At 70.4% G+C, this 12,567-nt stretch carries 12 protein-coding genes and 1 pseudogene; 7 read left to right on the top strand and 6 right to left on the bottom strand.

What is annotated here, in order from left to right; all coding sequences use genetic code 11:
* Window positions 1–206 precede the first annotated feature (206 nt).
* Window positions 207–602 (top strand): plasmid mobilization protein, encoded by a 396-nt coding sequence (locus ACFWV8_RS37440; protein WP_384214866.1) that lies wholly within the window; start codon window positions 207–209, stop codon window positions 600–602.
* A complete protein-coding gene (locus ACFWV8_RS37445) occupies window positions 599–2,314 on the top strand; it encodes a relaxase/mobilization nuclease domain-containing protein (protein ID WP_384214869.1) in 1,716 nt (571 codons plus the stop codon). The genes ACFWV8_RS37440 and ACFWV8_RS37445 overlap by 4 nt, the downstream gene beginning before the upstream one ends.
* Before the next feature lie 154 nt (window positions 2,315–2,468).
* On the opposite strand, the gene trxB is transcribed toward ACFWV8_RS37445, so the two are convergent.
* Both trxB and ACFWV8_RS37455 read right to left on the bottom strand, forming a co-directional pair.
* On the bottom strand, window positions 2,469–3,467 hold the full coding sequence (trxB, locus tag ACFWV8_RS37450; protein ID WP_384214871.1) for a thioredoxin-disulfide reductase: 999 nt from the start codon (window positions 3,465–3,467) through the stop codon (window positions 2,469–2,471).
* Window positions 3,464–3,877, bottom strand: a complete 414-nt coding sequence (locus ACFWV8_RS37455; protein ID WP_384214873.1) for an arsenate reductase ArsC — start codon at window positions 3,875–3,877, stop codon at window positions 3,464–3,466. The genes trxB and ACFWV8_RS37455 overlap by 4 nt, the downstream gene beginning before the upstream one ends.
* A gap of 113 nt (window positions 3,878–3,990) precedes the next feature.
* Here ACFWV8_RS37455 and ACFWV8_RS37460 point away from each other — a divergent pair, with 113 nt between their 5' ends.
* The 3 genes and pseudogenes from ACFWV8_RS37460 to ACFWV8_RS37470 all read left to right on the top strand — a co-directional run bounded on the left by ACFWV8_RS37460 (window position 3,991) and on the right by ACFWV8_RS37470 (window position 6,554).
* Window positions 3,991–4,299: a helix-turn-helix transcriptional regulator gene (locus ACFWV8_RS37460; RefSeq protein WP_164251842.1), complete on the top strand. Its 309-nt coding sequence runs from the start codon at window positions 3,991–3,993 to the stop codon at window positions 4,297–4,299.
* Complete coding sequence (gene arsB / locus ACFWV8_RS37465) at window positions 4,296–5,435, top strand: ACR3 family arsenite efflux transporter (RefSeq protein WP_384214875.1); 1,140 nt, start codon at window positions 4,296–4,298, stop codon at window positions 5,433–5,435. Before ACFWV8_RS37460 ends, arsB begins: the two co-directional genes overlap by 4 nt.
* Before the next feature lie 64 nt (window positions 5,436–5,499).
* Window positions 5,500–6,554: pseudogene (locus ACFWV8_RS37470) on the top strand (ArsO family NAD(P)H-dependent flavin-containing monooxygenase).
* Window positions 6,555–6,641: 87 nt separating this feature from the next.
* Here ACFWV8_RS37470 and ACFWV8_RS37475 read toward each other — a convergent pair.
* From ACFWV8_RS37475 to ACFWV8_RS37485, 3 genes are read right to left on the bottom strand one after another with little or no spacing between them, the layout of a single operon-like run.
* Window positions 6,642–7,157 carry a GNAT family N-acetyltransferase gene (locus tag ACFWV8_RS37475; RefSeq protein ID WP_384214877.1) on the bottom strand — a complete coding sequence of 172 codons (516 nt, stop codon included), beginning with the start codon at window positions 7,155–7,157 and terminating at the stop codon, window positions 6,642–6,644.
* A 29-nt stretch (window positions 7,158–7,186) separates the two neighbouring features.
* Entirely contained in the window at window positions 7,187–7,558 is a 372-nt protein-coding gene (locus ACFWV8_RS37480) for an ArsR/SmtB family transcription factor (RefSeq protein WP_384214879.1), read from the bottom strand.
* Between the two features lie 56 nt (window positions 7,559–7,614).
* Window positions 7,615–8,673: a flavin-containing monooxygenase gene (locus ACFWV8_RS37485; RefSeq protein WP_384214881.1), complete on the bottom strand. Its 1,059-nt coding sequence runs from the start codon at window positions 8,671–8,673 to the stop codon at window positions 7,615–7,617.
* Between the two features lie 107 nt (window positions 8,674–8,780).
* On the opposite strand from ACFWV8_RS37485, the gene ACFWV8_RS37490 reads away from it, so the two are divergent.
* Window positions 8,781–10,181: an FAD-dependent oxidoreductase gene (locus ACFWV8_RS37490; RefSeq protein WP_384214884.1), complete on the top strand. Its 1,401-nt coding sequence runs from the start codon at window positions 8,781–8,783 to the stop codon at window positions 10,179–10,181.
* Window positions 10,178–11,389 (top strand): MFS transporter, encoded by a 1,212-nt coding sequence (locus tag ACFWV8_RS37495; protein ID WP_384214886.1) that lies wholly within the window; start codon window positions 10,178–10,180, stop codon window positions 11,387–11,389. The genes ACFWV8_RS37490 and ACFWV8_RS37495 overlap by 4 nt, the downstream gene beginning before the upstream one ends.
* Before the next feature lie 51 nt (window positions 11,390–11,440).
* Here the strand turns inward: ACFWV8_RS37495 and ACFWV8_RS37500 are convergent, their stop codons facing one another.
* The gene (locus ACFWV8_RS37500; protein ID WP_384214888.1) at window positions 11,441–12,226 is read right to left on the bottom strand and encodes a sulfite exporter TauE/SafE family protein; all 786 of its coding nucleotides are present in this window, start codon (window positions 12,224–12,226) and stop codon (window positions 11,441–11,443) included.
* Window positions 12,227–12,567: the final 341 nt, after the last annotated feature.

The following is a 12,567-nucleotide window of genomic DNA, read 5'->3' on the forward strand; positions in this document are numbered from 1 at the left end:
GCGCCCCATGTTCCCGTGTCTCATTTGCTGCGGTGGCATCACTTCCAACCCAATCCCCCCCCCCCGCGGTGGGGGGCGGGCCCCGGCGCCCGGGGGCGCCGGCCGGTCCGGATGCGGCCGAGGGCGGCCCGCATCCGGAACAGCAGGAGAAGCACGCATGCCACCGTTCGTCGTGCGAGCACAGCGCCGCTCCGTTGAAGCCGCGTGTGAAGCAGCGTGAGCGTCTGCGTGACGACGACAAGCGCATCCACCAGCCGAGCTGCCGCATGAACGACACCGAGTACCGCCTCCTCGCCTCCGGCGCCGCCGCCTGCGGTATGAGCATCGCCGCCTTCCTCGCACGCGCCGGCCGCACCGCCGCCCGAGACCTCGGCCGCACCGCCGCCGAGGTAGCCGGTGAACGCGAAGTCGTCAACGAGCTGTTCGCGCTGCGCCGGCATCTCGGCCAGATCGGCAACAACCTCAACCAGGTCGCCAAAGCCGCCAACTCCGGCGCCGACGCAATCCAAGCGTCCGCCGTCCTCGACGCCGTCGAACGCGCCGCGCGACGGGTCGACGCCTTCACCCAGCACTACCTCAGCAACGAGAACCGGCCCGGATGATTCCTTGTGTACAGAAGCGGGGCAGCCGCACGGTCGGCCTCATCTTCTACCTGTACGAGCCCGGCAGATGCGAGGAGCACACCGACCCGCACCTCGTCGCGGACTGGGACGCCTTCGCCCCCGACCCCGGCCGCCACCCGGATGCCACCTACGCCGACCTCGCACAGCTCCTCGACCAGCCCGTCGACGCCCTGTCCCCCTCACGCCGCCCCGACCAGCATGTCTGGCACCTGTCCGTCCGGGCGGCTCCCGAAGACCCGCACCTCACCGACGAGCAGTGGGCCGACATCGCCCGCCGCATGGTCGCCGCCACCGGCATCGCCCCCACCGGCGACGACTCCGCATGCCGGTGGGCCGCGGTACGTCACGCGGACGACCACATCCACATCATCGCCACCCTCGTCCGCGAAGACGGCCGCAGACCCCGGCTCAACAACGACGCCGCCCGCGCCCAGGCCGAAGCCCGCCTCCTCGAAGCCGAGTACGGCCTGCGGCAGCTCAACCCCGGCGACGGCACCGCCGCCAAACGCCCCACCAGCGCCGAGCGCCACAAAGCCGAACGCGAGAACCGGCCCCAGGCCCCGCGCGAGGAACTACGCGAAACCGTCCGACACGCAGCAGCCGGCACCGTGAACGAGACCGAGTTCTTCGACCGCCTTACCGCAGCCGGTCTCCTGGTCCATCAGCGCACCGCGCCCTCCGGCGACCTGCTCGGCTACAAAGTCGCCCTCCCCGACGACCGCAACCACGATGGTGAACCCGTCTTCTACGCGGGCTCCACCCTCGCCCCCGACCTCTCCCTCCCCAAGATCCGCAAACGCTGGACCACCAGCGGTCCGGAAGGCAGTACAGACGCCGACACAGCCGCAGGTCCACGGTGGCCGGGAGCGGCCGGGGCCAGGCGGCACGCGACGACCGCGATGTGGCAAGCGCTGCTGGTAATCGACCACGGCACCGACGAACAGATCGCCGCCCGCATCGCCGGAGCCGGGGAAGTCCTGGACGCACTCGCCACCACCTCCGCCGCACCCACCCGGCACGAACTACGCCGAGCAGCCTTCCTGTTCGAGCGCGCCACCCGCTCCCACACCCAAGCAGCGCACGGGCATGACCGGGCGCTTCGCCAGGCCGCACGCGAACTCGTCCGCAGCGGACCCGTCCTCGGGCACGGGGAAGACGGCGCGACCACGGCCATGGTGATCGACATGGCGTTCTTCCTCATCACCGCCGCCGCCCACTGGCACGCCAGAAAGAACCACGCCCAGCAAGCCGCCGCAGGCCGCCAGAGCGCCGAGCACCTGCGCAACGCCTACTGGACCGCCGCCCAGCAGCCCATGGCCGCCCTCCACCAACGCGTCCAGCAACTCACCCAATCCCGGCTACAGCGGCAAGCAGCGCACATACACATGGCGGTGCCGGAGTTGGCCGGGCAGATCCTCGCCGAACCCGGCTGGCACGCCCTGGCCGCCGCCCTCGCCGATGCGGAAGGCGTGGGGCACGACCCCATGCTCCTCCTTCACGAGGCGACAGCACGGAGGGAGTTGGATACCGCAGATTCCGTCAGTGACGTGCTGGCGTGGCGATTGCGCCGCGCGGCCGATCTGCCCGCCGACGGCCAACAGAAGCTGGTAGTCAGGAGGGCAGGATCTTCCACCCAGCACGTGACGGGCCCAGTCGCGGACCGGCCTCAGGAGCGGCGCAAGGCGCGATGACGGGACGGATGGCGGTGCCTCGACGCGCTGCCTGGAGCCCGCGCTTGCCTGGATTGCGTACCGACAAGGACCCTTTGCGGAATCCAGGCGAAACCTGTCGCCTCTACGCAACCCGTGGTCCCGGCCGTTACGCACGAACCTTTAGGACGAGCGATCAGACGTCTGCCGGGGTGTTGTCCGGCTCGACTGTGTTCGCACCGCTCGCGGCGTTCTCGGCGTCTGTGAGAGCGGCTAGGTGACGCTCGGCGTCCAGGGCGGCGGCGCACCCGGTACCGGCGGCGGTGATGGCCTGGCGGTAGGTGTGGTCGACGACATCGCCGGCGGCGAAGACACCGGGCACGTTCGTGCGGGTGGAGGGGGCTTCGACCTTGAGGTAGCCCTCGTGGTCCATCTCCAGCTGACCAGTGAAGAGTTCGGTGCGCGGGTCGTGGCCGATCGCTATGAACAGGCCCGTCGCGTCAAGGTCTCGGGTCTTGCCGGTGAAGGTGTCCCGCAGGACGAGGCCGGAGAGCATGCCGCTCTCCTCCTTGATCTCCGCGATCTCACTGTCGAATACGAAGGAGATCTTGTCGTCGGCGAAGGCACGGTTCTGCATGACCCGGGAGGCCCGCAGGGTGCTGCGGCGGTGCACGACGGTTACGGAGTTGGCGAAGCGGGTGAGGAAGGTGGCTTCTTCCATCGCGGTGTCCCCGCCGCCGACCACGACGATGTCGCGGCCCTTGAAGAAGAAGCCGTCGCAGGTGGCGCACCAGGAGACGCCGCGGCCGGAGAGTTCGTTCTCACGCGGCAGTCCGAGTTTGCGATAGCCGGAGCCGGTCGCCACGATCACGGCCTTCGCGCGGTGGACCGTCCCCTGGGAGTCGGTGAGTTCCTTGACGAGGCCGGTCAGGTCGACGGAGACGATGTCGTCGTCGACCAGTTCGGCGCCGAAGCGCTCGGCCTGGGCCCGCATGTTCTCCATGAGGACGGGGCCGTCGATGCCTTCGGGGAAGCCGGGGAAGTTCTCGACCTCGGTGGTCGTCGTCAGTGCGCCGCCGACGAAGATCGAGCTGCCGAACAGCAGCGGCTTCAGCTGGGCGCGGGCCGTGTAGAGGGCGGCGGTGTATCCGGCGGGGCCGGAGCCGATGATGATGACGTCGCGTATCTCGCTCACGCCGTCTTCTCCGGCGCGATCTCCTCGATCAGGACCTCGACGCGCTTCTTGATCTCGTCGCGGATGGGCCGTACGGCCTCGACGCCCTGGCCCGCCGGGTCGTCCAGCGTCCAGTCGAGGTAGCGCTTGCCGGGGAAGACGGGGCAGGTGTCGCCGCAGCCCATGGTGATGCAGACGTCCGACTCCTTGACCGCGTCGACGGTGAGGATCTTCGGGGTCTCGGCGGAGATGTCGATGCCGACCTCGGCCATCGCCTCGACGGCGGCGGGGTTCACGGCGTCGCCGGGGTTCGATCCGGCCGAGCGGACCTCGACGCGGTCCCCCGCGAGATGGGTCAGCCACGCGGCGGCCATCTGGGAGCGGCCGGCGTTGTGGACACACACGAACAGCACAGAAGGCTTGTCAGGCATCGAGAGCTCTCTTGTTTCTCACGGGCGACGCGGGACGTCGCGCGACGGAGTCAGGCGTCAGTGACATCAGCACCCGGTGGCGTCAGTCGCCACTGATGTGACAGTATCAGCCCATGATGACGTCAGTCGACACTGACCTGATCCGGGTTCTCGCGGACCCGCTCAGGATGCAGATCGTGACCCTGCTCGCCCGCGAGACCCTCTGCACCACGCATCTGGTCGAGGAGACCGGCGCACGGCAGACGAACCTCTCCAACCATCTGCGCGTCCTGCGCGAGGCGGGAGTGGTGGAGACGGAACCGTGCGGGCGGTTCACGTACTACAAGCTCCGGCCGGACGTCATCGCCCAGCTCGCGGGCCAGTTCTCCGACCTGGCCGCCTCCGCCCGTACCGCCGCCGAGAACAAGAGGGCCTGTCCGTGACCCCCACCGAACCGACCGCTGTCGCCGCCACATCTCCGCAGAGCGGAGAGGATGGCTCGGTCGTCGCCAAGCTCTCCACGCTCGACCGGTTCCTGGCCGTATGGATCCTGCTCGCCATGGCCCTGGGCCTCGGACTCGGCAGGCTGATCCCGGGACTGAACGACGCACTCGCCAAGGTCGAGATCGGCGGCATCTCCCTGCCGATCGCGGTTGGCCTGCTGATCATGATGTATCCCGTGCTGGCCAAGGTGCGCTACGACAAGCTGGACGCCGTCACCGGCGACCGCAAGCTCATGGCATCGTCACTGGCGGTCAACTGGATCGTCGGCCCCGCCGTCATGTTCGCGCTGGCCTGGATCTTCCTCCCTGACCTTCCCGAGTACCGCACCGGCCTGATCATCGTCGGCCTCGCCCGCTGCATCGCCATGGTCATCATCTGGAACGACCTGGCGTGCGGCGACCGTGAGGCAGCAGCCGTCCTCGTCGCCCTCAACTCCGTCTTCCAGGTCATCGCCTTCGGCCTCCTCGGCTGGCTCTACCTCGACCTGCTCCCCGGCTGGCTCGGCCTGGGCGACGGCGAGACCCTCGACATCTCCATGTGGAAGATCGCGCTGAACGTCGTCATCTTCCTCGGCATCCCGCTGCTGGCCGGGTTCCTGACCCGCCGTCTGGGCGAGAAGAAGATGGGCCGCGAGTCCTACGAGGCCACGTTCCTGCCGAAGATCGGCCCCTGGGCACTGTACGGGCTGCTGTTCACGATCGTCATCCTCTTCGCCCTCCAGGGAAAGACGATCACCTCCCAGCCCATGGACGTCGCCCGGATCGCGCTGCCGCTGCTGGTGTACTTCGCGATCATGTTCTTCGGGACCTTCGCGCTGGGCAAGGCCATCGGCCTGGCCTACGACCGCACCACGACCCTGGCGTTCACCGCGGCCGGCAACAACTTCGAGCTCGCCATCGCCGTCGCCATCGCCACCTTCGGCGTCACCTCCGGCCAGGCACTGTCTGGTGTCGTCGGCCCCCTCATCGAAGTCCCCGTCCTGATCGGACTGGTCTACGTCTCCCTGGCCTGGCGGCGGAAGTTCGCCCCCACGGCGATCACCACCAGCACGGCCACTAAAACGACGAACCCCTGATGCCCCGTCCCAACTCCCCTGCGCGCCCAAGCGCCGACGGACACGTCGTGGTCACGGCGGGCCCGTGACCACGACGGCCGATGTGGTGGTGATCGGCGGCGGCCAGGCCGGACTCGCCGCCGGTTACCACCTGCGCCGCCTCGGCCTGGACTTCGTCGTCCTCGACGCCCAACCCCAGGCAGGCGGCGCATGGCAGCACGCCTGGAATTCGCTGCGCCTGTTCTCCCGGCGGCGTACTCCTCACTGCCCGGCCGACTCATGCCTCCGCAGACGCGCCAGGAATATCCGGGTGCCGGGCACGTCGTGACCTACCTCACCGACTACGAACACCGCTACGACCTGCCCGTACACCGGCCGGTGCGCGTGAACGCCGTACGGCGCGACAGCGCACGGCTGCGGGTGGAGACGGACACCGGTGCCTGGTCCGCACGAGCCGTGATCTCGGCGACCGGCACCTGGTGGCGGCCGTTCCTGCCCGCCGTGCCCGGCATGAACGTCTTCGCCGGCCGCCAGCTCCACACCGCCGAATACCGGGCCCCGGCCGACTTCGCCGGACAACGCGTCGCCGTGGTCGGCGGAGGCAACTCCGGCGCCCAGATCGCGGCCGACCTCACCCACAACACCGAGCTGACCTGGGTGACTTCACGCCCGCCGCGCTTCCTCGCCGACGACATCGACGGCCGCGCCCTATTCGACGCCGCGACCGCCCGCCGCCGCGCCCTGGACGAAGGCCGCACGGACACCGGAGGTGTCGCTTCCCTCGGCGACATCGTCGCCGTACCTCCCGTACGCGAAGCCCGCGACGCCGGACTGCTCAAAGCCCAGCCCATGTTCACCCGCCTCACCTCCGACAGCGCCGAATGGTCAGACGGCACACGCAACCAGATCGACACCGTCATCTGGTGCACAGGCTTTCGCCCCACCCTCTCCCACCTCGCCCCGCTCGCACTGCGCGGGCCACGCGGCCACATCCCCACGAACGGCACACGGGCTGTGGGCGAACCCAGTCTCCACCTGCTCGGCTACGGCGACTGGACCGGCCCCGCCTCCGCCACCCTCATCGGCGTCGGCCGCCCCGCCCGAGACGCGGCACGCGAAATCGCCGCCCTGTTGCACTGACCACGGGCTGCGACGCCTCGTAACCGCCATGGCGCCCTGGTCCCGGATCGTCATCCCCGGCTGCCTCCCCGCCCCACTCCGTAGGTACTAGGTGATGGCGGTGCTGCGGCGTTCGACAAGCAGGACGTCGCGCCAGACGCCGTGGTGGCGGCCGACGCGTTCGCGGGTGCCGATGACGCGGAAGCCGGTTCGTTGGTGAAGCGCGAGGCTGGCGGTGTTGTCGGGGAAGATGCCGGACTGGATGGTCCAGATACCGGCCGCCTCGGTGGATTCGATCAGCGCTCCGAGCAGTGCGGAGGCGATACCGCGCCCGCGGGCGCCGGGGTGGACATATACCGAGTGCTCGACAACTCCGGCGTAGGCAGAGCGGTTTGATACAGGTGAGACGGCTGCCCAGCCCACTACCTTGCCGTCGTCGCCGACGGCAGCGAAGCGGTGCTCGGGCAGTTTCGCCGTATCGAAAGAGTCCCAGGACGGGGGCTCGGTCTCGAAGGTCGCGTTGCCCTCGTCGATGCCGGCCCGGTAGATCGCCAGCACTTCGTCGGCGTGCGCGGCTCGGAGCGGCACGACGATGGCCGGCGCCCGTCCGACGTGGGTGGACATGGTGTGGCTCCTGTGGGTCGGGGCGAAGGTCAGGTGCCGGCCGCGGTGGTCAGCAGCTGGCCCATCGCCGCCAGCACGCTGGGCTGCACCCGGTAGTAGACCCAGGTGCCCCGCCGCTCCGACGTCAGCAGTCCGGCGTCCTTGAGCTTCTTCAGGTGGTGGGAGACGGTCGGCTGGGAGACGCCGACATCGGAGATGTCGCACACGCACGCCTCTCCGCCCTCGTGGGAGGCGACGGCGGAGAACAGACGGAGCCGGACCGGGTCGCCGAGTGCCTTGAACATCCTGGCGGCCACTTCCGCCTCTTCGGCGCTGAAGGTGCGTTCGGTCAGCGGCGGGCAGCACGGCGCGACCTCGGCGGCATCGGGCTCCAGCAGCGGCAACACCTGCACATTCGACATACGTCTATGTTGACACACGTCGAACCAAGCGCCCAGGGGCTGCCGCCGCCGGGCGGCTACGCGAGGAGGAGGCGGGCCGCGAGCCGGCGGGCGGCGCGCTGCGCGTCGCGGCCGACGCCGCGCAGGGAGGCGGAGGAGAGGCTGCGCTGCCACTCCAGCCCCACATACGCCAGAGCGGGATGGGTGAGGGAGGCTCCGTCGCGATGACGGGGGTGCCCCTGCCCGTCGAGGGCGCCCAGGGGTTCGAGGTAGGTGAGGTCGGGGTGGTAGCCGGTGGCCAGGACGATGGTGTCGACGTGTTCGGTCGTGCCGTCCTGCCAGGTCAGTGTGGTGCCGTCGATGCCGGTGAACAGCGGGCGCCGGTCGGGGGCGCGGGCCGCGAGGGCCGCGCGGTAGCGGCCGTCGTCGATGACGGCCATGGTGGCCGGAGCTTTCTGGAAGCGGCCGAGGGGCGCGGCGTCCAGGCCGGTGACCTTGAGCCAGAAGTGCAGGTCCTTCCCCGCCAGTGGGCGCTGCTTGAACCACTTCACGGGAGCCCGGCTGGCGAGGGTGACGCGGGCGCGCAGGGCGAGTTCCGCCGCTATCTGCACGGCGGAGTTGCCGGCGCCCACCACCACGACGCGCTGCCCGGCGAAGGGCTCCGGGCTGCGGTAGTCGCTGACGTGCAGGACGCTTCCGGTGAAGGAGTCCAGACCGGGTAGTGCGGGGCGTTTGGGCCGGCCGAATCCGCCGGTCGCAGCCACCACGGCTCGGGCCCCGACCTCGGATTCGTCGGCCATGGTGAGCGTGAACCCCTCCCCGTCCGGGCGGACTTCACGCACCCTGTGGCCGGTGCGTATCTCGGCGTCCAGTCCGCCGGCGTACCGCAGGAGGTAGGCGACGACCTCGTCGCGGTGGGGGTATCGGTCCGGGTCGCCGCCGAACGGCAGGCCGGGCAGTGAGCTGTACCGGGCGGGGGAGAAGAGGGTGAGGCTGTCGTAGTAGTACGGCCAGGAACCGGCCGCCCGATCGGACGCCTCCAGAACCACCGGCTTCAGCCCTTGTTCACGCAGGGCGTGGGCGGCGGCGAGGCCGGACTGCCCGCCTCCGATGACTGCGACGTCAAGCCGTTCCATCACACACTCCTATTGATTCGATAAACGTCTATGTTGACGGTCATCGAAGCAGATGGCAGTCTGGGCGTGCAAGTCATTGACGGATGTCGAACCAAGGAGGAGTCGCCGTGTCTGCGCCGCTCACTCACGTGCCCACCACCGACCTGCCGACCGTGGTGATCGGAGCCGGCCCCGTCGGCCTGGCCGCCGCCGCCCACCTCACCGAGCGCGGCATCGAACCCCTGGTACTGGAAGCCGGGCCCGTCGCGGGCAGTGCCGTACGCGAGTGGGGGCATGTGCGGCTGTTCTCCAGCTGGTCCGAACTTGTCGACCCGGCCGCCGAAAAGCTCTTGGCCCCCACCGGCTGGACCGCCCCCGACGGCGCCACGTACCCCTCCGGCGCGGACTGGGCCGAGCGGTACCTCCAGCCCCTCGCCGACGTCCTCGGCGACAAGGTGCGCTACGGCGCGACCGTCACGGGCGTCTCCCGGCTCGGGCGCGACCGTCTCGTCGACGCCGACCGCGAGCAGCAGCCCTTCACCGTCCGCGTCACACTCACCGACGGCACCGAGCAGCGGATCCTCGCCCGCGCCGTGATCGACGCCTCCGGCACCTGGACCACCCCCAGCCCCATCGGCTCCGACGGGCTGCCCGCCCTCGGTGAACACGCCGCCTCCGAGCGCATCTCCTACCGCATCCCCGACCTCAAGGACCCGGCCGTCCGCGCCCGTTACGCCGGCCGGCGCACCGCCGTGATCGGCTCCGGTGCCTCCGCGTTCACCGCGCTCGCCACCCTCGCCGACGTCGCCAAGGACGAACCGGGCACGCACACGGTGTGGATCCTGCGGCGCGGCATCAGCGGCTCGACCTTCGGCGGCGGCACCGCCGACCAGCTGCCCGCCCGCGGCGCGCTCGGCCTCGCCGCGAAGGCGGCCGTCGACAATGGACACGCCGACGCCGTCACCGGCTTCCGCACCGAGACCATCGAGCCCGCAGAGGACGGGCGCCTGGTCCTGACCGGCGAAGACGGACGCCGCCTCGACCCGGTGGACGAGGTCGTCGTGCTGACGGGCCTGCGCCCCGACCTTTCCTTCCTCTCCGAGATCCGCCTCCGTCTCGACGAGCGCCTCCAGGCGCCGGTCGAACTGGCGCCGCTGATCGACCCCAACCAGCATTCCTGCGGCACCGTCTACCCGCACGGACACCGCGAGCTGTCCCATCCCGAACCCGGTATCTACCTGGTCGGCATGAAGTCCTACGGCCGCGCCCCCACCTTCCTCGCCATGACCGGATACGAGCAGGTCCGCTCCGTAGTGGCGGCCCTCGCCGGCGACACCGAATCCGCCGACCGCGTCGAACTCACCCTCCCCGAGACCGGAGTCTGCGGCGGCGCCGGCCTCTTCGACGACCCCGCCACCACGGAGCAGAGCGACGGCGGGGGCTGCTGCGCACCAGAACCCGCACTCGTCCAGATCGGCGCCCCCGCCGCGGCCGATGGTGAGCAGGCCCCTGGCGGCTGCTGCGCGTGACAGAGCTTCACGCCCACGGGGCCGCGACCGGAACAGGGGACCGGTCGCGGCCCCGCGCCGTACTCCCCGCACTGTGCACCACACAGATCACCAGCTGGGGCATCGTCTTCTACGCCTTCCCCGTCCTGAACCCCGCCATCATCGCGGACACCGGCTGGCCCTCCGGCGCCACAACAGGAGCGTTCTCCCTCGCGCTGCTCATCTCAGCTTTCGCCGGCATCCGTGTCGGCCGGATCATCGATCACCGTGGCCCGCGTACCGTCATGACCGCAGGCTCCGCTCTCGGCGTCGTGAGCCTGCTCATCGTCGCCGCGGCCCCCAACCTGCCCGTGTTCTTCGCCGGGTGGCTGCTGGCAGGATTCGCGATGGCGGCCACCTTCTACCAGCCCGCCTTCGCCGCTCTCACCCGCTGGTGGGCCCCTGACCACGTCCGTGCCCTCACTATCGTCACCCTCGCGGGCGGCCTCGCCTCCACCCTCTTCGCACCCATCACCGCAGCGCTCGCCGACCACATGTCCTGGCGAGCCACGTACGGCGTCCTTGCCCTGGTCCTCGCCGCGGTGACCATCCCCACCCACGCACTCGCGCTGAACGCGCCCTGGCCGCAAGCTCTGCAAAGCCCCCGACACCTCAGCATCGGGGCAGACCAGGTTGCCCGCAGCAGGCCGTTCTGGACGCTGGCCGCCGCCCTGACGCTCTCCGCTTTCACCGTCTCCGCCGCCGTGATCGCACTCGTCCCACTCATCCTGGAACGGGGCTACACCACCACCGAAGCAGCATGGGCACTCGGGCTCGGCGGCGCTGGACAAACCCTCGGCCGCACCCTCTACGCCACCCTCGCCCGACGCACCGGTGCAACCACCCGCGCCACCGCGCTGATCGCCCTCGGCGGCCTCACCACCGCAGCACTCGCCCTGGTCCCTGGCCCATACACCGTGCTGGTAGCCCTGTCGATCGCGGCCGGAATGGTGCGCGGAAACCTCACCTTGCTCCAGGCCACCGCCGTCACCGACCGCTGGGGCACTACCCACTACGGCCGCCTGTCCGGGCTCCTCGGAGCACCGACCACCGCAGCCGCCGCTCTGGCCCCCTTCGCCGGCGCCGCCCTCGCCGCATCGCTGGGCGGCTACCCGACGATGTTCCTGGTCCTTGTCGGAATTTCGGCGATCGCAGCGGGGCTTGCCCTCGCCAGCCACCACCGCGCGTAAGGATCGTCGGGGAGCGACGCGCAGCAGCGGACGCCGGAGCAAGACTCACGGTCAGCGGAGGGTCTGGGCCAGGTAGAGGGCGCCGAGTGCGGTGGCCAGGGCTCCGAGGAGGAGCCGCAGAGCTGTCTCGGGGAGGTGGGGCTGGAGGCGGGCACCGAGGTAGCCGCCGATCAGGCCGCCGGCTCCGCAGGCGATGCCCAGGGACCAGTCCGGTGCTACGTCGCCGCTGCTGACCAGGGACAGCAGGGCGAAGGTGGCCGCGCCGACGACCGAGGTCGCGAAGGTGGCGGCGAGGGCGGCAGGGGCGACGCGGGCGACCGGCAGGCCCCTGCCGACGAGGATCGGCCCGAGAAGCGAGCCGCCTCCGATGCCGTAGATCCCGCCCACCACCCCCACGGCCAGCGCCAGGGCGGTTACGGAACGGGCGGATGGTTCAGCGGTGACGGTGCGCTCGTTGGCCGGGCGGAGGGTGCGGGCGCACAGCCACAGTCCGAGCGGGAGGAGGAGGGCGGCGATCAGGAGCCGGAAGACGGTGGGCCCGGGGAGTGCGAAGACGCGGATGACGGCGCCGAGGACCACCCCGGGCAGGGTGCCGGCTACCAGGCGCCGGGTGAGCGGTCCGCGCAGGGCGCCGGTCCGGCCGTAGCGCCACAGGGCGCCCGGTCCGGCGATGACGTTGAAGAGGAGGTTCGTCGGCGTGACCGCAGGGTTCGGCACGCCGAAGACGCTCAGCTGGACCGGGAGGAGGAACACCGCCCCGGACACGCCCACCGGCGCGGTCAACGTGGCGATCAGCAGCCCCGCGACCAGCCCTCCCAGCACAGTCCACCAGTCCACCGTCGCCCCCGCCCGTCCGTCGCCGGACCAGTATCAGCACCCCACGGCGGCCAGGCCGGTCGGCAACAAGATGTTCATGGGCTCTGTATCGAAGACGCACGAAGCCCGGCATTCCCGTTCCTCCGGGGAGTCCGGGCTTCGCGTTTTGGATCGAGAACGGTCTCTTTCGCTATCCGGCCGGGGCACGGAGGAGCCGGTCCTTCGTGCTCTCGGGCAGCACCCGGCGCAGGACCGGTGCGGTGGAGCTGAGTAGCCGTATCTCAACCGGTCAGGGAACGTGCGGGTCGAACAGGTTTCCTGTCGGGGTGATCTTCTCGTTGTGCGCGCATGGAGGCAGGGCC

This window comes from Streptomyces sp. NPDC058665 (assembly GCF_042714995.1).
Classification (GTDB): Bacteria; Actinomycetota; Actinomycetes; order Streptomycetales; family Streptomycetaceae; genus Streptomyces.

Excerpts from the sequence above, each read along its gene's own strand:
- ACFWV8_RS37445 (WP_384214869.1), top strand. The coding sequence starts at position 599 with ATGATTCCTTGTGTACAGAAGCGGGGCAGCCGCACGGTCGGCCTCATC.
- ACFWV8_RS37455 (WP_384214873.1), bottom strand. The coding sequence starts at position 3,877 with ATGCCTGACAAGCCTTCTGTGCTGTTCGTGTGTGTCCACAACGCCGGC.
- ACFWV8_RS37460 (WP_164251842.1), top strand. The coding sequence starts at position 3,991 with ATGATGACGTCAGTCGACACTGACCTGATCCGGGTTCTCGCGGACCCG.
- ACFWV8_RS37475 (WP_384214877.1), bottom strand. The coding sequence starts at position 7,157 with ATGTCCACCCACGTCGGACGGGCGCCGGCCATCGTCGTGCCGCTCCGA.
- ACFWV8_RS37480 (WP_384214879.1), bottom strand. The coding sequence starts at position 7,558 with ATGTCGAATGTGCAGGTGTTGCCGCTGCTGGAGCCCGATGCCGCCGAG.
- ACFWV8_RS37485 (WP_384214881.1), bottom strand. The coding sequence starts at position 8,673 with ATGGAACGGCTTGACGTCGCAGTCATCGGAGGCGGGCAGTCCGGCCTC.